The organism is Caballeronia sp. BCC1704, assembly GCF_902833455.1.
In the GTDB taxonomy this organism is placed as follows: Bacteria; Pseudomonadota; Gammaproteobacteria; order Burkholderiales; family Burkholderiaceae; genus Caballeronia.
Map to the genome: position 1 here is coordinate 1,555,240 of NZ_CADFFT010000001.1, position 24,445 is coordinate 1,579,684.

At 66.1% G+C, this 24,445-nt stretch carries 22 protein-coding genes and 4 pseudogenes; 8 read left to right on the forward strand and 18 right to left on the reverse strand.

Features of this window, described 5'->3' with window-relative positions; all coding sequences use genetic code 11:
* Positions 1–26: 26 nt before the first annotated feature.
* The 3 genes from aceA to HWX53_RS07275 all read right to left on the reverse strand — a co-directional run bounded on the left by aceA (position 27) and on the right by HWX53_RS07275 (position 4,072).
* Positions 27–1,334, reverse strand: a complete 1,308-nt coding sequence (gene aceA, locus HWX53_RS07265; protein WP_175940102.1) for an isocitrate lyase — start codon at positions 1,332–1,334, stop codon at positions 27–29.
* A 383-nt stretch (positions 1,335–1,717) separates the two neighbouring features.
* A complete protein-coding gene (locus HWX53_RS07270) occupies positions 1,718–3,364 on the reverse strand; it encodes a DEAD/DEAH box helicase (RefSeq protein WP_175940103.1) in 1,647 nt (548 codons plus the stop codon).
* 438 nt (positions 3,365–3,802) lie between these two features.
* Positions 3,803–4,072, reverse strand: coding sequence for an acyl-CoA-binding protein (locus HWX53_RS07275; RefSeq protein ID WP_175940104.1), 270 nt, complete (start codon positions 4,070–4,072; stop codon positions 3,803–3,805).
* Positions 4,073–4,270: 198 nt separating this feature from the next.
* Here HWX53_RS07275 and tsaB point away from each other — a divergent pair, with 198 nt between their 5' ends.
* The 4 genes from tsaB to HWX53_RS07295 all read left to right on the forward strand — a co-directional run bounded on the left by tsaB (position 4,271) and on the right by HWX53_RS07295 (position 7,860).
* On the forward strand, positions 4,271–5,095 hold the full coding sequence (tsaB, locus tag HWX53_RS07280) for a tRNA (adenosine(37)-N6)-threonylcarbamoyltransferase complex dimerization subunit type 1 TsaB (protein ID WP_175940105.1): 825 nt from the start codon (positions 4,271–4,273) through the stop codon (positions 5,093–5,095).
* Positions 5,092–5,583, forward strand: a complete 492-nt coding sequence (gene rimI / locus HWX53_RS07285) for a ribosomal protein S18-alanine N-acetyltransferase (protein WP_175940106.1) — start codon at positions 5,092–5,094, stop codon at positions 5,581–5,583. Before tsaB ends, rimI begins: the two co-directional genes overlap by 4 nt.
* A 211-nt stretch (positions 5,584–5,794) precedes the next feature.
* Positions 5,795–6,880 (forward strand): uracil-DNA glycosylase family protein, encoded by a 1,086-nt coding sequence (locus HWX53_RS07290; protein ID WP_347879153.1) that lies wholly within the window; start codon positions 5,795–5,797, stop codon positions 6,878–6,880.
* Positions 6,877–7,860: a DUF1853 family protein gene (locus HWX53_RS07295; protein WP_175940108.1), complete on the forward strand. Its 984-nt coding sequence runs from the start codon at positions 6,877–6,879 to the stop codon at positions 7,858–7,860. Before HWX53_RS07290 ends, HWX53_RS07295 begins: the two co-directional genes overlap by 4 nt.
* Positions 7,861–7,979: 119 nt before the next feature.
* On the opposite strand, the pseudogene HWX53_RS07300 reads toward HWX53_RS07295, so the two are convergent.
* From HWX53_RS07300 to lplT, 8 genes and pseudogenes are all read right to left on the reverse strand, one after another.
* Positions 7,980–8,081 (reverse strand): annotated as a pseudogene (locus HWX53_RS07300) (bifunctional hydroxymethylpyrimidine kinase/phosphomethylpyrimidine kinase); the annotation flags it as partial.
* A gap of 232 nt (positions 8,082–8,313) precedes the next feature.
* Positions 8,314–8,424, reverse strand: a pseudogene (locus HWX53_RS07305) (bifunctional hydroxymethylpyrimidine kinase/phosphomethylpyrimidine kinase); the annotation flags it as partial.
* 66 nt (positions 8,425–8,490) lie between these two features.
* Positions 8,491–8,598: pseudogene (locus HWX53_RS27585) on the reverse strand (bifunctional hydroxymethylpyrimidine kinase/phosphomethylpyrimidine kinase); the annotation flags it as partial.
* Between the two features lie 86 nt (positions 8,599–8,684).
* Positions 8,685–8,798 (reverse strand): annotated as a pseudogene (locus HWX53_RS07310) (bifunctional hydroxymethylpyrimidine kinase/phosphomethylpyrimidine kinase); the annotation flags it as partial.
* 80 nt (positions 8,799–8,878) lie between these two features.
* Positions 8,879–9,691 (reverse strand): bifunctional hydroxymethylpyrimidine kinase/phosphomethylpyrimidine kinase, encoded by an 813-nt coding sequence (gene thiD / locus HWX53_RS07315; protein ID WP_175940109.1) that lies wholly within the window; start codon positions 9,689–9,691, stop codon positions 8,879–8,881.
* An 8-nt stretch (positions 9,692–9,699) separates the two neighbouring features.
* Positions 9,700–10,347 carry a thiamine phosphate synthase gene (gene thiE, locus HWX53_RS07320; RefSeq protein ID WP_175940640.1) on the reverse strand — a complete coding sequence of 216 codons (648 nt, stop codon included), beginning with the start codon at positions 10,345–10,347 and terminating at the stop codon, positions 9,700–9,702.
* A gap of 2 nt (positions 10,348–10,349) precedes the next feature.
* Positions 10,350–11,165 (reverse strand): hydroxyethylthiazole kinase, encoded by an 816-nt coding sequence (thiM, locus tag HWX53_RS07325; RefSeq protein WP_175940110.1) that lies wholly within the window; start codon positions 11,163–11,165, stop codon positions 10,350–10,352.
* Between the two features lie 64 nt (positions 11,166–11,229).
* Complete coding sequence (gene lplT / locus HWX53_RS07330; RefSeq protein WP_175940111.1) at positions 11,230–12,537, reverse strand: lysophospholipid transporter LplT; 1,308 nt, start codon at positions 12,535–12,537, stop codon at positions 11,230–11,232.
* Between the two features lie 302 nt (positions 12,538–12,839).
* Here lplT and alr point away from each other — a divergent pair, with 302 nt between their 5' ends.
* The 3 genes from alr to HWX53_RS07345 all read left to right on the forward strand — a co-directional run bounded on the left by alr (position 12,840) and on the right by HWX53_RS07345 (position 15,776).
* A complete protein-coding gene (gene alr, locus HWX53_RS07335; RefSeq protein WP_175940112.1) occupies positions 12,840–13,910 on the forward strand; it encodes an alanine racemase in 1,071 nt (356 codons plus the stop codon).
* Positions 13,911–13,965: 55 nt separating this feature from the next.
* Complete coding sequence (gene radA, locus HWX53_RS07340) at positions 13,966–15,354, forward strand: DNA repair protein RadA (RefSeq protein WP_175940113.1); 1,389 nt, start codon at positions 13,966–13,968, stop codon at positions 15,352–15,354.
* Between the two features lie 158 nt (positions 15,355–15,512).
* Entirely contained in the window at positions 15,513–15,776 is a 264-nt protein-coding gene (locus HWX53_RS07345; protein WP_241269851.1) for a DUF2866 domain-containing protein, read from the forward strand.
* Positions 15,777–15,778: 2 nt separating this feature from the next.
* On the opposite strand, the gene HWX53_RS07350 is transcribed toward HWX53_RS07345, so the two are convergent.
* Together HWX53_RS07350 and HWX53_RS07355 are read right to left on the reverse strand one after the other, a co-directional pair.
* Positions 15,779–16,804, reverse strand: a complete 1,026-nt coding sequence (locus tag HWX53_RS07350; protein WP_175940115.1) for a CaiB/BaiF CoA-transferase family protein — start codon at positions 16,802–16,804, stop codon at positions 15,779–15,781.
* A gap of 21 nt (positions 16,805–16,825) precedes the next feature.
* Positions 16,826–18,772 carry an ATP-binding cassette domain-containing protein gene (locus HWX53_RS07355; RefSeq protein ID WP_175940116.1) on the reverse strand — a complete coding sequence of 649 codons (1,947 nt, stop codon included), beginning with the start codon at positions 18,770–18,772 and terminating at the stop codon, positions 16,826–16,828.
* Positions 18,773–18,926: 154 nt separating this feature from the next.
* On the opposite strand from HWX53_RS07355, the gene HWX53_RS07360 reads away from it, so the two are divergent.
* Positions 18,927–19,418 carry a glutathione peroxidase gene (locus HWX53_RS07360; protein WP_175940117.1) on the forward strand — a complete coding sequence of 164 codons (492 nt, stop codon included), beginning with the start codon at positions 18,927–18,929 and terminating at the stop codon, positions 19,416–19,418.
* 5 nt (positions 19,419–19,423) lie between these two features.
* Here HWX53_RS07360 and cls read toward each other — a convergent pair whose 3' ends face one another.
* The 5 genes from cls to dapD form a co-directional block, all read right to left on the reverse strand.
* Positions 19,424–20,917: a cardiolipin synthase gene (gene cls / locus HWX53_RS07365; protein ID WP_175940118.1), complete on the reverse strand. Its 1,494-nt coding sequence runs from the start codon at positions 20,915–20,917 to the stop codon at positions 19,424–19,426.
* 148 nt (positions 20,918–21,065) lie between these two features.
* On the reverse strand, positions 21,066–21,950 hold the full coding sequence (prmB, locus tag HWX53_RS07370; protein ID WP_175940119.1) for a 50S ribosomal protein L3 N(5)-glutamine methyltransferase: 885 nt from the start codon (positions 21,948–21,950) through the stop codon (positions 21,066–21,068).
* Positions 21,951–21,982: 32 nt separating this feature from the next.
* Positions 21,983–23,122, reverse strand: coding sequence for a succinyl-diaminopimelate desuccinylase (gene dapE / locus HWX53_RS07375; RefSeq protein ID WP_175940120.1), 1,140 nt, complete (start codon positions 23,120–23,122; stop codon positions 21,983–21,985).
* A gap of 107 nt (positions 23,123–23,229) precedes the next feature.
* Complete coding sequence (locus HWX53_RS07380; protein WP_175940121.1) at positions 23,230–23,601, reverse strand: ArsC family reductase; 372 nt, start codon at positions 23,599–23,601, stop codon at positions 23,230–23,232.
* Between the two features lie 2 nt (positions 23,602–23,603).
* The gene (gene dapD, locus HWX53_RS07385) at positions 23,604–24,431 is read right to left on the reverse strand and encodes a 2,3,4,5-tetrahydropyridine-2,6-dicarboxylate N-succinyltransferase (protein ID WP_175940122.1); all 828 of its coding nucleotides are present in this window, start codon (positions 24,429–24,431) and stop codon (positions 23,604–23,606) included.
* Positions 24,432–24,445: the final 14 nt, after the last annotated feature.

The following is a 24,445-nucleotide window of genomic DNA, read 5'->3' on the forward strand; positions in this document are numbered from 1 at the left end:
GATTCAGCCTGCCCTCGGGCAATGCTTTACGCGACTTTCTTGTCGAAGAACTGCTCGTCTTCGGTCGATCCGTGCAGCGCGGTCGTCGATGCTTCGCGCTCGACCGTCTGCGTGACCGCATCGAAATAGCCCGTGCCCACTTCGCGCTGATGCTTGACCGCCGTGAAACCCTTGTCGGCGGCGGCGAACTCGGCCTGCTGCAATTCGACGAACGCGCTCATCTGCGTGCGCGCATAGCCGTGCGCCAGGTTGAACATCGAGTAGTTCAGCGCGTGGAAGCCCGCGAGCGTGATGAACTGGAACTTGTAGCCCATCGCGCCGAGTTCGCGCTGGAACTTGGCGATGGTCGCGTCGTCGAGGTTCTTCTTCCAGTTGAACGACGGCGAGCAGTTGTACGACAGCAGCTTGCCGGGGAACTGCTTGTGGATGGCCTCGGCGAATTTCTTCGCGTATTCGAGGTCCGGCTTGCCCGTTTCGCACCAGACGAGATCGGCGTACGGCGCGTACGCGAGACCGCGCGACACGGCCTGTTCGAGACCCGGCCGCGTGCGATAGAAGCCTTCCACGGTGCGCTCGCCGGTGAGGAACGGCTTGTCGTTTTCGTCGATGTCGGAGGTCACGAGATCGGCGGCTTCGGCGTCGGTGCGCGCGACAAGCAGCGTCGGCGTGCCGCAGACGTCCGCGGCGAGACGCGCGGCGACGAGTTTCGCGACGTTCTCGCGCGTCGGCACGAGCACCTTGCCGCCCATGTGGCCGCACTTCTTCACGGAGGCGAGCTGGTCTTCGAAGTGAACGCCCGCCGCGCCGGCTTCGATCATCGCCTTCATCAGTTCGAACGCGTTGAGCACGCCGCCGAAGCCCGCTTCCGCGTCGGCGACGATCGGCGCGAAGTAGTCGATATAGCCTTCATCGCCCGGATTTTTGCCTTCGGACCACTGGATCTGATCGGCGCGCGTGAACGTGTTGTTGATGCGCTTCACGACGAGCGGCACCGAATTGGCCGGATACAGCGACTGGTCCGGGTACATCTCGCCCGCGATGTTGGCGTCGCCGGCCACTTGCCAGCCGGACAGGTAGATGGCCTTGAGGCCCGCCTTGACCTGCTGCATCGCCTGATTGCCGGTCAGCGCGCCCAGCGCGTTGACGAACGGCTCTTCCTGAATCAGCGACCACAGCTTCTCGGCGCCGCGTCGCGCGAGCGTGTGCTCGACCGGCACCGAGCCGCGCAGGCGCACGACGTCCTCGGCCGAGTAGCCGCGCTTGATGCCTTTCCAGCGCGGATCGGTTTCCCACTGCTGATGGAGTTGCTGGGCTTGTTGTTGACGTGATGTCATGACGTTTCTCCTTGAGATTGGGCTGTACGACGAAACCGTGGTCGATGCTTGATCGCGTTTGAGCAAGTGCTGCTGGGTTTTGCTCAACTCTTATATAAGAGTGTAGGCCGGTCGGTGGTCGATAAAAAGCCGTCGCAAGGAGTTTCGGTCGATTGAAATGTCGTTATGAATCAATCAATTAGGTTGTTCATTTCGTATTGCGCAATGTCCTTTCCCATGCTGCAATCCTGCTTGTTGTGCCGCGCAGCAACGCTTTTGCGACGCAAAAAAACGTTGCGCATTATGAAATCCAAAGACGGGCGAAAAAAAACCGATGCGCGAGGCATCGGTTTTCTTGTCCTGCTGGCGAAAGACGACGTTATCGCGCCGTCCCTGCGCTTACATCAGTTGCCGCGGCGCGGTGCGCGCGGGCCGTCGTTGCGGCGCGCGCTGTAGCCGTCGCGCTGGCCGAAACCGCCCTCGCGATTGCCGCCGCGATAGCCGCCGTCACGGTCGCCGCTGCTGGCGTTGCCGCCGCGATAACCGCCTTCGCGGTAGCCGCCTTCGCGCGAACCGGCGCCCGACTTGTTGCCGTAGCCGCTGGCGTTGGCCGCGCCGTAGCCGCGTCCGCCGCCATTGCCGCTGCCGAAGCGCCGGCCGCCGTTACCGCTGCCCGGACGGCCGCGTCCGCCGAAGCCGCCCTTCGGCGGCGACTTGCGCGGCTCGAAGCCCGCGACGACATTCACCGGCAGCGGCGCGTGCACGAAGCGCTCGATGCGCTTGAGCGCGCCCATTTCGGCGTGATGCACGAGGCTCACGGCCGTGCCGCTGCGTCCCGCGCGGCCCGTGCGGCCGATGCGGTGCACGTAGTCTTCGGCGAACTTCGGCAGGTCGTAGTTGAAGACGTGCGTGATGCCCGGAATATCGATGCCGCGCGCCGCGACGTCCGTGGCCACCAGCACGCGCACGCGGCGCTCGCGCAGCGCGCGGATGGTGCGGTTGCGCGCGCCTTGCGGCAGGTCGCCGTGCAGCGCGGCGGATTCGAAGCCCGCGTCCGACAGACGATTCGCGATCAGATCGGCGTCGCTCTTCGTCGCCGTGAAGACGATGGCCTGATCCAGCTCGGTATCGCGCAGCAGGTGGTCGAGCAGGCGATCCTTGTGGTCGCGGTCGTCGACGTAATGCACGGTTTGCGCGATGTTGCTGCGCGCCTCGAGCTTCTGCACGATCTCGATGCGCTCCGGGTCGTTCAACAGGCGGCCGGTCAGCGACGCGATCTTGCCGTCGATGGTTGCCGAGAACAGCAGCGTCTGACGCGTGGCCGGCGTGGCCGCGACGATCGTTTCGATGTCTTCGATGAAGCCCATGTCGAGCATGCGGTCGGCTTCGTCGAGCACGAGCATCTTGAGGTTCGACAGGTCGATGCGGCCGCGCTCCAGGTGGTCGATCAGCCGGCCCGGCGTCGCGACGAGGATTTCAGGGTTCTTCGCGAGCAGCATCAGTTGCTGGCCGTACGCGACGCCACCGAGGATGCTGACGGTGCGCAGGCGGCGCAGATGGCGGCCATACGTGGTCGCGGCGGCGGACACTTGCATCGCGAGTTCGCGCGTCGGCGTGAGCACGAGCAACTGCGGGCGCGCGATCGGCTGCGGACGGCGGCCGGGACGCGCGTTCGGGTCGCGCGGCTGACGCGGCTGCTGCGCCTGGAGCTTTTCCAGTTGCGCGAATTTTTCGATGGCCGGCAGCATGAACGCCGCCGTCTTGCCGGAGCCGGTCGGGCTCGAAACCAGCAAATCGCGGCCGGCGAGCGCGGCGGGAATCGCGCGCTGCTGCACGGGCGTCGGCGACTGGTAGCCGGCGTCGGTCAATGCGGAAACGATATCGGCCGAAAGACCGAGCGATTCGAAAGTGGGGCCGGCGGGTGCTGCGGGAGCCGTTTCGGCTGAGGCAGCGGCCGAGGCTGCGGGTGCGGCCGTATCGGCGGCCGGGGAAATGCCAAGCGTTTGTGCTGCGATGTTGTCCAACGGGCTGGGGGTAAAGCTCGAAGTCATGTCGATCCTTGAAACGGGAAATAAGGCGTCGGCGCCAATCGGCATACCCAGGTCGTTGGATTCAGCGAGCGAAGAAACAGCGAGCAAATCGAAAAACGGGGGCAACTCGCGCAAACAGACGGCGAGCATCGTTGTTAGAAGCTGTATCGGATACGTCAGGGCGCTTAAGCACTGACGTCAGCCTGGTGCATGACGGGCCGCGAAATGAATAGCGCACAAACGATGCGCTACGGCCTGGCAGGGAAGGGACAGTTTCTAAACTGGATTGGAGCGAAACGCTACGAAGCATTTTGATACGGGGCACGTTGCCTTGCGGCGTGCGCCTCGCAATCAAGCTGCATGACAAGAAGTATATCGGAAATTGCTGCACCGCGCCACAGTTTGACGCATTCGCGCGCCATCGGAGGGCATCGAAGGCGCGCGGCAGATGTCGCTCGGTCAGCCTGCCTCGCCGCGTTTGAGCGACTCGACCAGTTCGACGTAGCGCTCCTTCGCGGTATCGGCCGGCGTGCCTTTCAGCGCGGCCCATGCTTCGTGCTTGTACTTGCCGGCGATATCGGTGAAGCCGGGCGCGTCGCCTTGCACGTCGCCGACGCTCGCCTGCTTGTACAGCGCGTAGAGACGCAGGAGCGTGAGATTGCCGGGGCGTTCCGGCAATTGGGTGACCTCGGCTTGCGCGCGGGCGAATTGCTGATCGATGTCGGTCATGCGGGCGTCCTGTTTAATTTGAGATGCCGAAGATCTTAGCAAGCGCAGTCATGCTGGCTCTGGAGGCTTTGTTCGAATCGAATCAAATGGCATCGCGCGGCGAGCGGGGCGCGTCATCGCGCGGAAAAGTCCGTGAACGCGTGCCGCATGTCACGCGAGCCGCAAAAGCTGGCGCACTCCCGCATTACAATACGGCCTATGACACGCACCGCACTGCTCGCTCTCGATACTTCGACGGAATTCTGCTCCGTCGCGCTCCTGCTCGACGATCCCGCGGCCAAGCCGTCGTCCGTTGCCGCGCCCGCTTACACGAGCGGCGACACATCGGTGTGGTTTCGCCACGAAGCGACGGGCGCGGTCTCCAGCACGCGTCTTCTGCCGGCGGTGCGCGAGCTGCTGGACGAAGCAGGGCTCGCGCTCGCCGATTGCAACGCCATTGCCTTCGGCGCGGGGCCGGGGTCGTTCACCGGCCTGCGGACGGCGACCGGCGTCGCGCAAGGGCTCGCGTTCGGTCTGAACGTGCCGGTGGTGCCGGTGAGCACGCTGCTCGCCTGCGCGGAAGCGGCCCGTCTCAACGACGCGTCGTTGCCGGATCGGGTGCTCGTCGCGCTGGATGCGCGCATGGATGAGGTCTACTGGGCCGAATATCAGTACGAATCAAATGGCGAATCTGCGCCCGGCGACTGGCGCGAACTGCACGCCGCGTCGCTCGATCGTCCCGACGCGTTGTGGCTTCCCTCGGTGCCGTTCGCGCTCGCGGGCAACGCGGCGGCGGCGTTCGGCGATCGCCTGCCCGCGCTTGCCGCCGCCGCGCATGTGGACCGCGATGCGCTGCCGCACGCGCTGCCGGTCGCGCTGCTCGGTCTGCGCGCGCTCAGGGCGGGACGCGCGGTCGCGCCGGAACTCGCCGCGCCGGATTACGTGCGCAACAAGGTCGCGCAGACGACAGCCGAGCGCACCGAAGCGCGCGCCGCTGCGGGGAAGGCCGGCGCGCAGTCTGCCGGCGCGGAGGCGCTTCGGTGAGCGGCGTGTTGCTCGCGGATCGGTATCTCACGCCGATGACCGAAGCGGACCTCGACGAAGTCGCCGCCGTCGAGAAGCTCGCCTACGAATTTCCGTGGAGCCGCGGCAATTTCCAGGATTCGCTGCGCAACGGCTACTACGGCGTGTGCCTGCGCCACGTGACCGGCACGCTCATCGGCTATTGCGTGCTGATGCCTGTGGTCGATGAAATGCATCTGCTGAATCTCTGCGTCGCGCCGTCCGCCCAACGCGCCGGCGCGGGGCTGACGCTGCTGCGCGAAGCCGTGCGCGTCGCGCGTGCCGAAAAGCTCGAAGGGATGCTGCTCGAAGTGCGGCCGTCGAATGCGCGCGCCATCCAGCTTTACGAGCGCTTCGGCTTCACGGCCATCGGGCGTCGCAAGAATTATTACCCCGCGCGGCATCGGTCGCGCGAGGACGCAATCGTCATGCGTCTGTCGTTCAAGGAGAGTGCGCATGGCGCTCGATGAAACGCTGGTCGAGGAACTCGGCATCGGGTTCGTTTGGGTGAGGCGGAAGACGGGTGGGTCGGGTGCGGACGCGGTGGAGGCGACGGCTCGTGCCGCAAGTGCTCCGCCGGCAGCGACGCCGCTCGGGGCGTCGCGCGCGGTGTCCCCGCATGCAGCGAATGCGACTCCGCACGTGGAGCCGGCAGCCGGCGCGAGCAGCTTGCAAACGCCGATGCCGCCGCTCGACGGCTCTCATGGCGCGGCGCCGGATGCTGCGGACACGCGGTTGAACTCAGCGCCGGCCGACGGCACAAGGCGCCCGCAAACATCGACGCCGCCGCTCGACGGCTCTCACACGGTGGCACCGGACGGCGCCCCGGCGTCTGCGGTGCGCCGCCCGCACACACTGACACCACCGCTCGACGCGTCGCGGGCGGTGGCGGCTGACACGCTCCACACGGCACCCCACGCAGAGCCGGCGGAAGCCGTGCGCCGCCCGCAAACATCCACACCGCCCCTCGACGCTCCGGCTCCCGCTCGCGCCGACCGGGAGCCGGCACCCGCATCCGCGAAACCCCGCACCGAGCCGCAGTCCGAATTCGACGCGCCACCCTCGGATTACCCACCGTTCGACGCCTACGACGACCTCCCGTGGACCGATGACGCGCCATCGCCTGCAACGCCCGTCGCGCCCGCCGTCCCCGACGACGTCCGCACGCTCGACTGGACGGCGCTCGAAGATCGCGTCACGGGTTGCGAGTTGTGCCGCCTCTGCGAACGCCGGACGAACGCGGTGTTCGGCGTGGGCGACCGCGAAGCCGACTGGATGCTGATCGGCGAAGCGCCTGGCGAGAACGAGGACAAACAGGGCGAGCCGTTCGTCGGACAGGCGGGCAAGCTGCTCGACAACATGCTGCATGCGCTCGGCCTTTCGCGCGAATCGAACGTCTATATCGCGAACGTCATCAAATGCCGGCCGCCCGGCAACCGCAATCCGGAACTCGACGAAGTCGCGCAGTGCGAGCCGTATCTGCAGCGTCAGGTCGAACTCGTGAAGCCGAAGATCATCGTCGCGCTCGGGCGTTTTGCGGCGCAGAGCCTGCTCAAGAGCGAGGCGAGCATCGCGGCGTTGCGCGGGCGCGTGCACGAGTATCGCGGCGTGCCGGTCGTCGTCACCTATCACCCGGCGTATTTGTTGCGCAGCCTGCCCGACAAGGCGAAGGCCTGGGCTGATCTGTGCCTCGCCCGCAAGACGCACGCCGATGCGCTCACCGCGCTCGGCGTCGAGCCGGGAGCCGGGAAGGGCGCGCGCGGATGACCGGCCTGTCGCGCCTCGTCGATCGCTTCGGGGACGCGACGGTGCGCGATCTGGCGTGGCTGCTTTTCTCCCCCGACCTTCTGCGCGAAAGCGCGGCCGGCGCGCCGCTCGCGCAGCCGTTCGGATCCGCCGATGCGCGCGACGCCACGCTCACGTGGCTCGCTTCACTCGACGCTGCGCCGGAGGCATTGCACGTGCGCTCGCGCAATCCCAAATCGACGCGCCTCGGCATCTACGCCGAAAGCCTGCTCGAATTCTTTTTGGCGCACGGGCCGGCCGCGCGGCTGATCGCGGCGAACGTGCCGCTGCGGCGTCAGCGCCGCACTATCGGAGAGTGCGATTTTCTGTTGGAGACGGCGGCCGGCGCGCGGCTGCACTGGGAACTGGCGGTGAAGTTCTATCTGCACATCGGCGATGGCGTCGAGCGCGCGGCGCGCTTGTCGGACTATGTCGGGCCCAATCTCCAGGATCGCTTCGATCTGAAACACGCACGGCTTTTGACGCATCAACTCGGCTTGACGTCGCGGGCGGAGTTCGCCGCGCTTGGGCTGGAGGGGCCGTGGCACCCGCAGTTGTTCATCAAGGGGCGGCTCTTTTATCACGATGAAGGCATCGCGCCCGCGCCGGAAGTGGGCGAAGCGCACGTGCGCGGCTGGTGGCTGACGGCGACGGAATGGCGCGACCGGCATGGAGAGCACGGAGCGCACGAAGGGCGCGAAGATCGCGCATGGGTCGTGCAGCCGCGGCTTGCGTGGCTCGCGCCGCGCCGCCTGAACGCGCCGGATGCCGATTCGCTGATCGACGAGGCCGCCGCCATTCACACGCGTCTCGCCGCCATCGCCGCGCCGACGATGGTCGCTGCCTACGTGCGCGACGGCGGGACCGGCTGGGCGGAGGAATCGCGCGGCTTCATCGTCCCGGACGACTGGCCCGAGCGGGCGAGGGCGTTTGCGGCTTCGGAGCTTCCCGCGCCCGCGTGACTATCGGACGGTGACCGACATTTCGCTGGGCGCTTCGCTTCGGCGGTGGCGCACGCCGGAGGACGCTTGCGGCTTCTTCTTTCCGGGCAGAGCGTTCGCCGCTTGCTACGGCTACCCGATCACCACCATCGATAGAAGTGATGCACGGGCCCCACGACGTGCCCGACGCCTAGCCGCGCGCTCGCCTCGATCGCGCCGCTGAGACACCGCTTCGCTTTGGCGGTGCCGCTCACCGGAGCAATCGCGCGGCTTCATCTTTCCGGGCGAAGCGCTCGCCGCTTCGTACGGCTGCCCCATCACCACCATCGATAGAAGTGATGCACCGACCCGACGCCGTGGCCGACGTCCAGTCGCGCGCTCGCCTGGATTGCGCCGCTGGAAAGCGCTTCGCCGGAGGACTCCCGCGCTTCATCTTTCCGGGCGAAGCGTTCGCCGCTTGCTATGGCTGCTTGATCACCACCATCGATGGAAGTGATGCACCGGCCCGACGCCGTAGCCGACGTTCGGCCGCGCTCTCGCCTCGATCGCGCCGCTGAGATACCACTTCGCTTCGGCGGTGGCGCTCAGCGGAGACATCGCGCGGCTTCATGTTTCCAGGCGAAGCATTCGCCGCTTCCTACGGCTGCGCGATCACCACCATCGATAGAAGTGATGCACCGGCCCGACGCCGTGCTCGAGGTTCGACCGCGCGCTCGCCTCGATCGCGCCGCTGAGATCTCGCTTCGCTTTGGCGGTGGCGCTCACCGGAGGAATCGCGCGAATTCGTCTTTCCGGGCGAACAACCTCGTCGGGCGAAGCGTTCGCCGCTTCCTACGGCTACCCGATCACCACCATGGATAAAAGTGATGCACCGGCCCGACGCCGTGCCCGACGTCCAGTCGCGCGCTCGCCTCCATCGCGCCGGTGAGATAACGCTTCGCTTCGGCGGCGGCGCCCGCCGGAGGAATCGCGCGGCTTCATCTTTCCAGACGAACAACGTCGTCCGGCGAAGCACTCGCCGCTTCCTACAGCCGCCCGATCACCACCACCGATAAAAATGATGCACCGGCCCGACGCCGTGCCCGACGTCCAGCCGCGCGCTCGCCTCGATGGCTCCGCTGAGATACCGCTTCGCCTCCGCAGTGGCGCTGGCGAGATCGCCGGTCCGCGGGATCAGCGCGGCAATCGCCGCCGACAGCGTGCAGCCCGTGCCGTGCGTGTTCTTCAGCGCGACGCGCGCGCCCGCAAGCCGCAGCGCGCCCGTCGTTTCGATCAGCCAGTCCGGACTGTCCGCCGATGCCAGATGCCCGCCTTTCATCAGCACGGCTCGCGCGCCCGAGGCAAGCAGCGCCTCGCCCTGACGCACCATCGCGTCTTCGTCTGCTGCGGGCTGCGTGCCGAGCAACGCCGCCGCTTCCGGCAGATTCGGCGTGACGAGCGTAGCGAGCGGCAGCAGTTCGTCGCGCAGCGCGGCCACCGCTTCGGGCGCGAGCAGCGCGTGATTGCTCTTCGAGATCATCACGGTGTCGAGCACGACATGCGCCGGGCGGTGGCGCCTCAGCGCATCCGCGACCGCGCGCACGATGCCCGCGTTCGCCAGCATCCCGATCTTCACTGCGTCGATGCGGATGTCGTCGAACACGGCATCGAGTTGCGCGGTGACGAACGCGGGTTCCGGCGCGTGGACGGCCGTGACGCCGCGCGTGTTCTGAGCGGTCAGCGCCGTAATGACGCTCGCGCCGTACGCGCCGAGCGCGGAGAACGCCTTGAGATCGGCCTGAATGCCCGCGCCGCCGCCGGAATCGGAACCGGCGACGGTGAGCACGTTGGGAATGGGTTGGGTCGAAGACATGAGAAAAGTCAGGATGAAGCGCGACGGATCATCTCGCGCAGTTCGGCCGACGCATCGCGCGGGTCGGCCGCCTTGCAGATCGCGGAAACGACTGCGAGTCCCGCCGGTTTCGCGCGCATGACGTCGGCCGCGTTGTGCGCCTGGATGCCGCCTATCGCCACCGTCGGCCAGCGCGAACTCGCGCGCATCGCAGCGAGACCGTCGATGCCGCAGGGCGCGGAGGCGTCGGTCTTGGTCGGCGTCGCATAGACGGGCCCCGCGCCGACATAGTCGATCACGCCTTCCAGCCGGTTCGCATCCGCGACTTCCGCGAGATCCGACACCGACAGGCCGATCAGCGCATCCGGCCCGAGCAGCCGCCGCGCGACATCGGCGGGCAGATCCCGCTGGCCGACGTGAACGCCGTCCGCGCCGGCCGCGAGCGCGACATCCGCGTGATCGTTGATGACGAGCGGAACGCCGCGCGCGCGCGTCAACGGCAACAAGTCGAGCGCCAACGCGAGCCACGCGCGCTTGTGCCACTCCGGCGCGCGCAGTTGCAACAGCGTCACGCCGCCGTCCAGCGCCGCGCGGGCGACCGACACGGCCGCATCGTGGCCGCCGCACTGCACCGGGTCGAGCACGAGATAGAGCGAGAGATCGAACGCGCGCCGCATGTTCACGATACGGCCACCTCGCGTAGCACGAGCGTCGCGTCGAATGCTTGCGAATCGACCGAGGCCAGCCGGTCCAGATACGCGACGGCGAAGCTGCCGGGCAGCGCGGCTTCGCGGGCGGCGAGCTCGCCGGCGACGGTCGAATAGGCGATCGCGGCGATCGTCGCCGCCCAGTGTTCATCGCGCGATTGCGCCGCGCCGACGAACGCCGCGACCGTCGCCGAGAGCGCGCAGCCGACGCCGGTCACGCGCGTCATCAGCGGCGAGCCGTTCGAGAGCGCGATCACGCGGCGGCCGTCGGTGATGTAGTCGGTCGCGCCGGTGACGGCGACGACGGCCTGCGTGTTGAGCGCGAGGATCTGCGCGGCGTCGAGCGCGGCGTCGGTGGCGGCGGTGCTGTCGACGCCGCGTCCGCTCGCTTTGCCGCCCGAGAGGCTGATGATCTCCGACGCGTTCCCGCGAATCACGGCCGGTTTCGCGTCGAGCAATTCGAGCGCGAATTCGGTGCGGAACGCGAGCGGGCCGACTGCGACCGGATCGAGCACCCAGGGCGTGCCCGCGCTGTTGGCGGCATCGACGGCGGCGCGCATCGCGCGCATTTGCGGCACGTCGAGGGTGCCGAGGTTGACGAGAAGCGCATTCGCGAGCGGCGCGAACTGTGCGGCTTCCTCGCGCGCGACGACCATCGCCGGCGCCGCGCCGATGGCGAGCAGCACGTTGGCCGTGAAGTTCGTGACGACGAGGTTCGTCAGGCAGTGGACGAGCGGCGCGCGCTCGCGCACGCGCGTGACGAACGAGAAAAGATCGGCAGCAAGCATGATGAGGAGAGATTAGCCCGATCGGCCGATGACCGCGGCCCAAACAACAGCCAAGAAGGCAACGTCAGTGCCGCGCTTCGCCGATCAGCGCGACGGAATCGAACGCGCGCTGGTTCGCCTGATGACGGCGCATGACGAAGTACATCATCAGACACACGAACGAGCCGAACATCACGATCACGAACTGGATCGGCATGTCGAGCCAGACGAGCACCGCGTACAGGCACAGCATGATGAGCACGGACAGGTTCTCGTTGAAGTTCTGCACGGCGATCGAATGGCCGGCGGACAGCAGCACGTGCCCGCGATGCTGCAAAAGCGCGTTCATCGGCACGACGAAAAAGCCCGACAGACCGCCGACGATCATCAGGAAGAGATACGCGATCAGCAGATAGCCCGGGAAGTGCATCCGGCCGAAATAGACGCCCCAATGCGCGGGAAAGAGATGCCGCGTGTAGAAGGCCATCAGCATGACGGCGAGCCCCATCGCAATGCCCACCGGCAGCACGGACAGCGAACGCTTGAGCGGCACGCGCGCCGCCGCGAGCACCGCGCCGGCCGCCACGCCGACTGCGATCACCGCCTGCAAGATGGCTGCCTGCGAAAGCGTCATGCCGAGCGACACTTCGGCCCACTTGAGCACGATGAACTGCAGCGTCGCGCCCGCGCCCCAGAAGAGCGTCGTGACCGCGAGCGAAATCTGGCCGAGCTTGTCGCGCCAGAGCGTGAGAAAGCAGTCGGCGAAATCGGTGATGAGCTTGATGGGCCGATGTTCCTGCTTCGGATAGCGCGCGCCGGTATCGGGAATGCGCAGGTTGAAGACGGCGGCGACCACGTACATCAGCATGATGACGAGCATCGCGGCTTCGGCCGGCGTGTGGATGCGCGGAATGTGCAGCGTCAGCAGGTGACTCGCGATATGCGGGCTGATGAGCGCGCCGCCCATGACGGTGCCGAGAATGATCGAGCCGACCGTCGTGCCTTCGATCCAGCCGTTCGCGGCGACGAGCCGGTCGGGCGGCAGCAGTTCCGTGAGAATGCCGTACTTCGCAGGCGAATAGGCCGCCGCGCCGAAGCCGACGATGCCATAAGCCAGAAGCGGATGCGCGCCGGCCAGCATCGTGATGCAGCCGACCACCTTGATGGAATTGGTGACGAACATCACGCGCCCCTTCGGCCGCGAGTCCGCGAAAGCGCCGACGAACGCCGCGAGCACCACATAGGAGAGCACGAAGAACAGCTTGAGCAGCGGCGTCATCCAGTTCGGCGCGTGAAGGTCTTTCAGCAGTGCAATGGCAGCGATCAGTAGAGCGTTATCGGCCAGCGACGAGAAAAACTGCGCGGCCATGATGGTGTAAAAACCTTTTTTCATCTGATCCGAAGCTTTCCTCACTGCCGGGAATCCGCCCCCGACGCCGCCGCTGATACCGGTCGCGCGTTCGGGCTTATGCCGTTCGAAATGGGTTGTGCGCACGGCTTTATAACACGAAAATAGGCGCATTCTGACTAGCAGTAATCTCGATTACATGCGAGACGGTACGTTCGCACGTGTCTTTCGTCATAAAGTACTGATTCGCAAGGTGTCTCGATTGGCGAACCGGCCGCTCGCCCCGTTGGCGTATGCTTGCCTTTCCGCCTGAACCGCCTTTTGAACCGCATTCCCGACCAAAACTCATGCCGCGCCCCCTTTCCGCAACGATTCACACCGCCGCCCTCGCCAACAACCTTGCCATTGCGCGCAAGTACGCGCCGAAATCCAAAATCTGGGCCGTCGTGAAGGCCAATGCGTATGGCCACGGTCTTGCGCGAGCGTTCCCCGGACTTCGCGCAACGGACGGTTTCGGTCTTCTCGACCTCGAAGAAGCAGCGAAGTTGCGCGAACTCGGCTGGGCAGGCCCCATTTTGTTGCTCGAAGGCTTCTTTCGTCCGACCGATATCGACGTGATCGACCGTTATAGCCTGACCACGGCCATTCACTGCGACGAGCAGTTGCGCATGCTGGAAATGGCGCGGCTCTCGAAGCCGGTCAACATCCAGTTGAAGATGAATAGCGGCATGAACCGGCTCGGCTACACGCCGGAGCGCTTCCGCGCGGCGTGGGAGCGGGCCCGCGCCTGCCACGGCATCGGCCAGATCACGCTCATGACCCATTTTTCCGACGCCGACAGCGAACGCGGCATCGCGCATCAGCTCGAGGCGTTCGAGCGCGGCGCGGAAGGCATCGCGGGCGCGCGCAGCCTGTCGAACTCGGCGGCCGTGCTGTGGCACCCGAACGCGCACTTCGACTGGGTGCGCCCGGGCATCATTCTCTACGGCGCGTCGCCGTCGGGCGTGACGGCCGATATCGCCGATACGGGCCTCAAACCCGCGATGACACTCGCTTCCGAGCTGATCGCCGTGCAGACGGTGCAGCCGGGCGACAGCATCGGCTATGGCTCGACCTACACGGCGAACCGACCGATGCGTATCGGCGTGGTCGCGTGCGGCTACGCGGACGGCTACCCGCGCATCGCGCCCGAAGGCACGCCGGTGATCGTCGATGGCGTGCGGACGGCGCTCGTCGGCCGCGTCTCGATGGACATGCTCACCGTCGATCTGACGCCGTGTCCGAACGCGGGCATCGGATCGCGCGTGGAATTGTGGGGCGCGAACCTGCCGATCGACGACGTGGCCCGCGCGTGCGGCACCATCGGCTACGAGCTGATGTGCGCGATCGCGCAGCGCGTACCGGTCCGCGCGGAATGAACGCGCCGCGGACGGCACGACTCGCGCGTTGGCAATGAATATCTAAAGGCAATACGTGGCAAAAGCAGCGAAGGCAAAGACGCTTTACATCTGTAGCGAGTGCGGCGGACAAGCGCCGAAGTGGACCGGACAGTGCGCGGCATGCGGGGCGTGGAACACGCTCGTGGAATCGGTGGAGCAGGCGCCGTCGGCGCATCGCTTCCAGGCGCTCGCGAAGAGCTCGCCGGTGCAGCGGCTCGCCGACATCGAAGCGGCGGACGTGCCGCGCTTTTCGACTGGCGTCGGCGAGTTCGACCGCGTGCTCGGCGGCGGTCTCGTGCCGGGCGGCGTGGTGCTGATCGGCGGCGATCCGGGCATCGGCAAATCGACGCTGCTGTTGCAATCGCTCGCGGAAATCGCGCGCGAGCGGCCGTCGCTCTACGTGAGCGGCGAGGAAAGCGGCGCGCAGATCGCGTTGCGCGCGCAGCGGCTCGGGCTGCTCGGCGGCTCCGCGAGCGCGGCGGCGGACCTCGCGCTGCTCGCCGAAATTCAGCTCGAAAAGATTCAGGCGGCCATCGACGAGCAGCGTCCGGAAGTCGCCGTCATCGATTCGATCCAAACCGTCTATTCCGAGGCGCTGACCTCCGCGCCGGGTTCCGTCGCGCAGGTCCGCGAATGCGCGGCGCAACTGACGCGCATCGCCAAGCAGACGGGCACGGCCATCATCATGGTCGGGCACGTGACCAAGGAAGGCAGTCTCGCGGGTCCGCGCGTGCTGGAGCATATCGTCGATACGGTGCTGTACTTCGAAGGCGACACGCACTCGTCCTTCCGGCTCGTGCGCGCGTTCAAGAACCGCTTCGGCGCGGTCAATGAGCTCGGCGTCTTCGCGATGACGGAGAAAGGCTTGCGCGGCGTGGCGAATCCGTCGGCGCTTTTCTTGTCGCAGCATGAGCAGAGCGTCGCGGGGTCGTGTGTGCTCGTCACGCAGGAAGGTTCGCGGCCGCTGCTCGTCGAAGTGCAGGCGCTCGTCGATACGGCGCATGTCCCCAATCCGCGCCGCCTCGCGGTCGGGCTGGAGCAGAACCGGCTCGCGCTGCTGCTCGCGGTGCTGCATCGGCATGCGGGCATCGCGTGTTTCGATCAGGACGTGTTCCTGAACGCGGTCGGCGGCGTGAAGATCACCGAACCCGCCGCCGATCTCGCGGTACTGCTCGCGATTCACTCGTCGATGCGCAACAAGCCGCTGCCGAAGGGCCTCATCACGTTCGGCGAAGTAGGGCTGGCGGGCGAAATCCGGCCATCGCCGCGCGGGCAGGATCGCCTGAAGGAAGCGGCCAAGCTCGGCTTCTCCGTCGCGCTGATTCCGAAGGCCAATGCGCCGAAGCAGGCGGTGGACGGTCTGAAGGTAATCGCGGTCGATCGCATCGAAGAAGCCATCGACCGCGTGCGCGATCTCGAGTGAACGGATCGGACCCTCGGTAACGGGCCGTAAGAAAAACGCGCGCCGCTGTAACCTGGCGCGGGCGCGGTTTTCATATCCTTCTGGGACCCAGGACCGGCGGATGAAGCCACCGCGCGCCGCCGCGCCGAAGTGACTGGATGGATCGAGAGGATCACGCTTTGAAACATGTCAAAACAGCCCGGCCCGCCCCAGCGTTCCACCTGCGCGGCTGCCGCGTCTCGGCGCCTCTGCAACAGCCGTTCGGCAGCGGATGCCGGATCGTCGAATGGATCGACGGCGAAGGGCAGATCTCGCGGCGCGTCGTGTCGGCGGACGTAACGGAGGCCGAAGTCGTCGCGACCATTCGCCGTCACGTCACGGGCCGCAAACACGTGCTCGTGGACGACGAGCGTCAGCCGCGCCAGACCTTGCCGCGACGCTAGTTTTATCGGCCGAGAAAGAGCGGATGCGCTGCCGCTTCCGCCGGCGTGAGCACCGGCGCGACGCAGCAGTCGAGCGGTTCGAGGAGCGCCATCCATTCGTCGCGCGTGCGCTCGCGGATGCACGCGGCGAGGCGCGCGGTCAGTTCTTTCGCATCCGCGCCGCCGATCGCCTGCCCGAGACTCCAGTGCCGCGCGGCCCATTCCGGGTGGCCGACCGCGCCGCATAGCGTCTGCCAGAACTTCAGTTCGAGCGCGCCGACGGCCACGAACTTGTCGTCCGCGGTGCGATACACGTTGTAGCAAGGCACGCCGCCGTTGAGCAGGCCGGCTCCCGCGCGCGTGCTGGGCTCGTCGGCATTGGCGAGCGCGATGTGCGCCATCACGTTGTGGGCGTGAACGGCGTGCGTCATGGAAACGTCGACAAAGCGGCCATCGCCGCCGCGCGCGACGTGCCAGAGCGCGGCAAGCATTTGCGTCACGGCCGCGAGCGCCCCGCCGAGCAGGTCCGCAAGCTGGAAATTGGGCACTATGGGCGCGCCGTCTGCATCGGCAAGCTGATCCAGCACGCCCGCATACGCGATGTAGTTCAGATCGTGCCCCGCCTTGTCGGCGAACGGGCCTTCGCTGCCGAACCCCGTGATCGCGCAGTAGACGAGCTTCGGGTTGACCTGCCGCAGCACGTCGTAGCCGACGCCGAGCCGCGTCATCACCGTCGGCCGGAAGCTCTCGACGAGCACGTCCGCATCCCTTGCCAGTTCGATTAACTTTGCTCGCCCGGCATCGGTCTTCAGATCGAGCGCGAGCGACCGCTTGCCGCGATTCACGATCCGATAGAACGCGCTCGGCGCGCCGCTCTCGCGGTCGGCGTCGCTTTGCAGCATCGAGCGGGCGTAGTCGCCTTCGCCCGGTGGCTCGATCTTCAACACGTCCGCGCCGAGTTCGGCGAGGCGCAGCGTGGCGACCGGTCCGGGCAGAAGCCGCGTCAGATCCAGCACGCGAAGACCGGCGAGAGCGGAGGAGGTCGTCAAGTCGTCGGTCTCCGTGAAGAATTACGAGCTCAGCTGTTCGAGTTCCTCGTGCGCGTCGAGCCACTCCAGTTCGAGCGTCTCGAGCCGCACGTTGACTTCGCCCTGACGGCGAATCGTGTCGGTGAGCTTCGCCTTCAGCGCGGCGTCGTAGCTCGCGGGATCGGCGACGAACGCATCGAGCGTCGCTTTTTCCGCATTCAGCGCGTCCATTTCTTTCTCGATCTTCGCGATGCGCGATTGCAGCGGCTTGCGCAGATGCGACAGCTTTTGCCGCTCTTGCGCCTCCTGCCTGCGCTGCTCCTTGCGATTCGCCGCGCTGTCCGGCGCATTGCCGGAAGCCGACGCGCCGCCGTTCGCTTCTTTCGCCGCCGCCCGCGTGTCGGCGGCATGTTGCAGAAGCCAGTCGCGATAATCGTCGAGATCGCCGTCGAACGGACTCAGCCGGTGCTTCGCCACCAGCATGAACGTGTCCGTGGTGGCGCGCAGCAGATGCCGGTCGTGCGACACGAGAATGAGCGTGCCTTCGAACTGCGCGAGCGCCATGGTCAGCGCGTGACGCGTTTCTAGGTCGAGGTGGTTGGTCGGTTCGTCGAGCAGCAGCAGATTGGGCTTCTGCCAGATGATGAGCGCGAGCGCGAGCCGGGCCTTTTCGCCGCCGGAGAACGGCGCGATTTTCGCGGTGGCCATGTCGCCCGAGAAGTTGAAGCTGCCGAGAAAGTCGCGCAGTTCTTGCTCGCGCGTGTCGGGCGCGAGGCGCGCGAGATGGGCGAGCGCGGAGTCGTCCGGGCGCAGCGTTTCCAGTTGATGCTGCGCGAAATAGCCGATCTGCAAGCCCTTGCCTTGCCGCACGTGACCCGAGAGGGCGTCGAGCGTGCCGGCGAGCGTCTTGATGAGCGTGGACTTGCCCTGACCGTTCGCGCCGAGCAGACCGATGCGCTGCCCGTTCTGAATCGACAGCGTGACGCCTTCGACAATCGGAATCTCGGCGCCGTCCTCGGTGCGATAACCGCAGCGCACGTCTTCCATCACCATCATCGGATTAGGCGCGGCATCCGGCGTGCGGAACTCGAACGTGAACGGCGAGCTCGCGTGCGCCGGCGCGATCAACTCCATCTTTTCGAGCGCCTTGACGCGGCTTTGCGCCTGCTTCGCCTTGGTGGCCTTCGCCTTGAAGCGGTTGATGAAGCTCTGCAGATGCTGCACCGTCTTCTGCTGCTTCTCGTAGGCGCTTTGCTGCAACGCGAGCTGTTGCGCGCGCAGCACTTCGAACTGGCTGTAGTTGCCGCCGTAACGCTTCACCTGGCGGTTCTCCAGATGCAGCGTGACGTTGCAGACCGCATCGAGAAACTCGCGATCGTGCGAGATCACGACGAGCGTGCCCGGATAACGGCCGAGCCAGTCTTCGAGCCAGACGATGGCGTCCAGGTCCAAGTGGTTGGTCGGTTCGTCGAGCAGCAGCAGGTCGGACGGACACATCAGCGCTTGCGCGAGGTTCAGCCGCATGCGCCAGCCGCCCGAGAAGCTCGCCACCGGCTCGCGCGTCTGTTCGAGCGTGAAGCCGAGCCCGAGCAGCAGCGTTTCCGCGCGGGCGGGCGCGGTGTAGCCGTCGGCATCGGCGAAAGCGGCGTGGGCTTCGGCTTCCGCTGCGCCGTCGTGCGCCGCGGAGGCCGCCGCGATGCGCGCTTCGATTGCGCGCAACTGCGTGTCGCCGTCGAGCGTGTAGTCGAGCGCGGTGCGATCCACGGCGGGCGTTTCCTGCGCGACATGCGCGATGCGCCACGACGGCGGCATCGAGAAATCGCCGCCGTCCGCGTGCAACTCGCCGCGCAGCACGGAAAAGAGCGTGGATTTGCCCGCGCCGTTCGCGCCGACGAGACCGGCTTTCTCGCCCGGATTGAGCGTGAAGCTGGTCTCTTCGAAGAGCGGCTTGGTGCCGCGGGACAGGCTGAACTGGTTGAAGCGGATCACGTCGGAGGGCGGCGGCAGAGCGCGGACTGGAGGAAACCGCTATTTTAGACCGGGCGCGTATGCCGCAAGGGGTCGTCCGTTCGGCTAATGGCGGGCGAGCGCGCAGGGGAGTAGGATCGCCTGACTTTCACCACTTCAAAGCGCGGAGCACGGCATGAATTCGACCACCGACAGCATCTACGGCTTCACGGCAGAGCGGCTCGACGGCACGACCGTCAGCCTCGACACGTACCGCGGCAAGGTGCTGCTGATCGTGAACACCGCGAGCGAATGCGGTTTCACGCCGCAGTACAGGGGCCTACAGGAGTTGTACACGCTGTACGCAGGGCGCGGCTTCGAGGTGCTCGGCTTTCCGTGCAACCAGTTCGGCAAGCAGGAGCCGGGCGACGCGGCGCAGATTAGCAGCTTCTGCGAGTCGAACTATGGCGTCACGTTTCCGATGTTCGCGAAGATCGACGTCAACGGGCCGAACGCGCATCCGCTCTTCAAGTATCTGACGGAGAAAGAGCCGGGTGTGCTCGGGCTGGAGGCGATCAAATGGAACTTCACGAAGTTCCTGATCGACCGCAACGGGAACATCGTGAAACGCTACGCGCCGATCACGAAGCCCGAGTCCATCGCGGACGACATCGAAAAGCTGCTCTGACGCGCTCATAGAATCGGGGAGAAGAGCCGCGCGACGTGCATCGCCATGCGCCGCCAGAACGCGGCGCCGCGATAGTCGTTGCCGTCGATCTCATACGCATGCGCGAAGTCCACGAGCAACATGCTCTCCACTTCGCGGGCGAAGTCGTGATCGACGGTCAGCACCGTGATCTCGAAGTTCAGGCGGAACGAGCGATTGTCGAGATTGGCGCTGCCAACCGACGCGGCGATGTCGTCGACGAGCACGACCTTCTGGTGCAAAAACCCCGGCTTGTAGCGGAAGATGCGCACGCCCGCCTGCACGAGATCGTATGCGTACAGCCTCGACGCGGCGAACACCACGCGATGATCGCGCCGGCTCGGAATGAGAATGCGCACGTCCACGCCGCGCATCACGGCGAGTCGCAGCGCCGAGAACACGGCTTCATCGGGAATCAGATACGGCGACGTGATCCAGATCCGCTCTCGCGCCGCGTTGATCGCCTCGACGAAGAAGAGCGAGCAGGTCTCCTGTTTGTCGGCCGGGCCGCTCGAGAGCACCATGCAATGCATGTTCTCGTCCGTATGCGACGCGGGGCCGAGCTCGGGCAGGCGCTGCGTCGCCCAATACCAGTCCTCGGTGAAGACAAACTGGATGCTGGCGATCGCCGGCCCGCGCACTTCCACATGCGTATCGCGCCACGGCGAAAGCCGCGGATTGCCGCCGAGATACTCGACGCCCACGTTGTGCCCGCCGACGAATGCGCGCTTGCCGTCGACGACCACGATCTTCCGATGATTACGGAAGTTGATTTGAAAGCGGTGCACGAACTTGCGCTTGGTCGCGAACGGATGCGCTTCGACGCCGCCCGCGCGCAGCGCATGCACGTAGCGATGCGGCAGGTCGAAGCTGCCGATGCTGTCGTAGAGGAAATAGACGCGCACGCCGGCTTTCGCTTTCGCGATGAGCGCGTCCTTCAGCATCTCGCCGAGCGCGTCGGCGCGCACGATGAAGAATTGCACGACGACATACTGTTCGGCTGCTTCGATGGCCTCGAGGATCGCGGAAAACGTCGCGTCGCCATTGACCAGCACGCGTACGGCGTTGCCGCGCAGAAACGGCATGCCGGAGAGCCGTTGCAACGTGCGGATGGTCGGGTTGCCGAGGTATCGCGCGGGGCCGGTGTCGAGTTCGCCGCGCGCACCGGAGGCGTCGACGAGCGCCGTGCCTGCCGAAGCGGAGTCGCTGCGGTCGGTCGAATCCCACTCGGTCGGCTTTCTGCGGTTGCGCAGGATCTCGATTTCGAGCCGTCGCTCGTCGATGTAACCCGCGAACTTGCTGCGCCCGAGAAAGAGATACGGGATGAGCGTGAGGTAAGGCATCGCGACGAGCGACACCGCCCACGCGACCGCGCCTTGCGAGGTGCGCGTATTTATGATGGCGTGGACGGCCGCGATCACGCCGAGCACATGCGCGGCCATCACGAGCGTGCCGACGTGAAGCCAGTCTGCTGCTTGCATAGATGCGTTCGGTTCGGAGCTCGATGCGCGCCAATCGGCGCGAAGCCAGACGACGAACACCGCCGCGAGCCGCGGCGGCGATGCCTTATCTTACCGAACCCGCTTACCGAACCTGCTTACCGAACCTGACCTGCGCGGCGAATGCCGCTCAGGCGGGAAGGTCCGCCGCCTGAATCAGGAACACGTTGTCATCGCCGGCGCTGGTCGAGAGCCAGACGAGATCGAGCCCGCCGAGCGCGGCCTCGACGTTCGCCCGCTCGTTGCCGATCTCGACGACGAGCACGCCGTCTTCGGTCAGCCACTTGCCCGCATCGCGCACGATGCGCCGCACGACGTCCATGCCGTCCGCGCCGCCCGCGAGGGCGAGTTCGGGCTCGTGACGGTATTCCTCGGGCAGCGCCTTCATCGCGGTCGCGTTCACGTACGGCGGGTTCGTGATGATGACCTCGTAGCGGGCAGGCGAAAGCGGCGCGTACAGGTCGCCTTCGTGCAGCGCGATGCGGTCCTGCAACCCGTAGTCGTCGACATTGCGGCGCGCGACCGCGAGGGCATCGGCGGAGATGTCCACCGCATCGATATCCGCGTTTTCGAACGCTTGCGCCGCGAGAATCGCCAGGCACCCGGAGCCGGTGCAGAGTTCGAGCACGCGCGTGACGTGGTCCGGATCGGGCACGTACGGTTGCAGCCCGTCCTGCAACAACTCGCCGATGAACGAGCGCGGCACGATCACGCGCTCGTCGACATAGAAACGATGGCCGTGCATCCACGCTTCCTGCGTGATGTACGCGGCCGGCACGCGTTCCTTGGCACGGCGCTCGATCACCTGCATGACGGCATCGATTTCGGTGTCGAGCAGGCGGGCGTCCAGAAACGGTTCGAGCGTGTCGAGCGGCAAGTGCAGCGTATGCAGAATCAGATACGCGGCTTCGTCATAGGCGTTGGTCGAGCCGTGACCGAACGAGAGGCCGGCTTCCGTGAAGCGCGAGACGCCGAAGCGCAGCAGGTCGCGGACGGTGGTGAAGGGTAGCGCCATCGAAGGCTCCTTGTTTTTTTACGGGTGAAGATTTACGCGATCAGTTCTTCGAGCACGCGCCGGTACACGTTTTTCAGCGGCTCGATGAAGCGCACGTCGACATGTTCGTCGATCTTGTGGATGCTGCCGTTCGGCGGCCCGAACTCGACGACCTGCTCGCAGATGCGCGCGATAAAGCGGCCATCGGACGTGCCGCCCGTGGTGGACAGCTCCGGCCGCACGCCGGTTTCATCGTGGATGGCTTTTTCGAGCGCGTTGGAGAGCGCGCCGCGCGGCGTCAGGAACGGCAGGCCGCTCACCGTCCAGGTGAGATCGTAGTCGAGCGCGTGTTTGTCGAGGATCGCGTGGACGCGACTTTGCAGGCCCTCGACCGTGCTCGCCGTCGAGAAGCGGAAGTTGAACATCAACTCGGCGTGGCCCGGAATGACGTTCGTCGCGCCGGTGCCCGAGCGCAGGTTGGACACTTGCCAGGTCGTCGGCGGGAAATACTCGTTGCCGTCGTCCCAGCGTTGCGAGACGAGTTCGGCGAGCGCGGGCGCGAGCAGGTGAATCGGATTGCGCGCGAGATGCGGATACGCAATATGCCCCTGCACGCCCTTCACGACGAGCTTGCCGGACATGGAGCCGCGCCGCCCGTTCTTGACCATGTCGCCGAGTGTTTCGTTCGAGGTCGGCTCGCCGACGATGCAGTAATCGAGCCGCTCGCCGCGCGCCTTCAAGGCTTCGACGACCTTCACGGTGCCGTCGGTGGCGGGGCCTTCCTCGTCGCTCGTGATGAGCAAGGCGACGGAGCCGCGATGCGCCGGATACTTCGCAACGAACTCTTCGCTCGACACGACGAATGCCGCGAGCGACGTTTTCATGTCGGCCGCGCCGCGCCCGTAGAGCTTGCCGTCGCGATGCGTCGGCGTGAAGGGCGGCGAAGTCCATTGATCGAGCGGGCCGGTCGGCACGACGTCGGTATGTCCGGCGAACGCGAGCAGCTTGCCCGACGCGCCGTCCGTGCCGCGCTTCACGGCCCACAGATTCGTGACGCCGCCCGACTCGATGGTTTCGCATTCGAAGCCGACGGCGGACAGACGCTCGATCATCAGCGCCTGGCAATGGCGGTCGTCGGGCGTGACGGACGCGCGCTCGATCAGGGCTTCGGTTAAGGACAAGGTGCCGGACATGGTTTCAGCCTGCATTTCTTTCGACAGCGTAAAAAAATGCCGGCGCGGGGCCGGCAGGCGGTTCAGCGTGATGCGACGGCGTGATGTTCAGAGCCATCGCACGTCAATCACGCGAAGAGCGTCTCGTACTGCTCGGCCGAGAAGCCGAGCGTCTTCACGCGGCCGTTCACGACGACGACCGGCCGCTTGATGATCGACGGCTTGTGGATCATCAGCGCGATCGCGCCGGAAGTCGTGTCGGCTTCCGCCTTGTGCACGTCAGAAAGACCGCGCCACGTCGTGCCGCGCTTGTTGATGAGCTGTTCCAGCGGCACGTCCTTCAGCCAGTCCTGAAGCAGCTTCTCGTTCACGCCGGCCTTCTTGAAGTCGTGGAACTCGAACGGCACGCCGTGCTCTTCCAGCCACACGCGCGCCTTCTTCACCGTGTCGCAGTTCGGAATGCCGTACACGACCGTCATGGCATTGGGGCCGCGCGCCACGATCAGTCGCCTCGGAGCAGTTCGTTGAGGCCGACCTTCGCGCGAGTCTTCGCATCGACCTTCTTCACGATCACCGCGCAGTAGAGGCTGTGCGAGCCGTCCTTCGAGGGCAGATTGCCCGCCACGACGACCGAGCCCGCCGGAATGCGGCCGTAGCTCACCTGACCGGTTTCGCGGTCATAAATCTTCGTGCTCTGGCCGAGGTAGACGCCCATCGAAATGACCGAGTTTTCCTCGACGATCACGCCTTCCACCACTTCCGAGCGTGCGCCGATGAAGCAGTTGTCCTCGATGATGACCGGGTTCGCCTGCAACGGCTCCAGCACGCCGCCGATGCCCACGCCGCCCGACAGGTGCACGTTCTTGCCGATCTGCGCGCATGAGCCGACGGTGGCCCAAGTATCGACCATCGTGCCCTCGTCGACGTAAGCGCCGATGTTGGTGTACGACGGCATCAGCACCACGTTCTTCGCGATGTACGAGCCGCGGCGCGCAATGGCCGGCGGCACCACGCGAAAGCCGCCCGCTGCGAAGTCTTCGGCGGTGTAGTTGGCGAACTTCGAGGGCACCTTGTCGTAGAACTGGCTGTAGCCGCCGGCGGGCATCGGCACGTTGTCTTCGAGGCGGAACGACAGCAGCACGGCCTTCTTCAGCCACTGGTTCACGACCCAGTCGCCGTCGCGCTTCTCGGCGACGCGCAAGGCGCCGCGGTCCAGTTGCTCGATGGCGTGCGAGACGGCTTCGCGCACTTCCGCGGGCGCGGCTTTCGCCGACAGCTCGGCGCGGTTTTCCCAGGCGTTGTCGATGATGCTCTGAAGTTGTTCCGACATAGTGATTTCAAGGA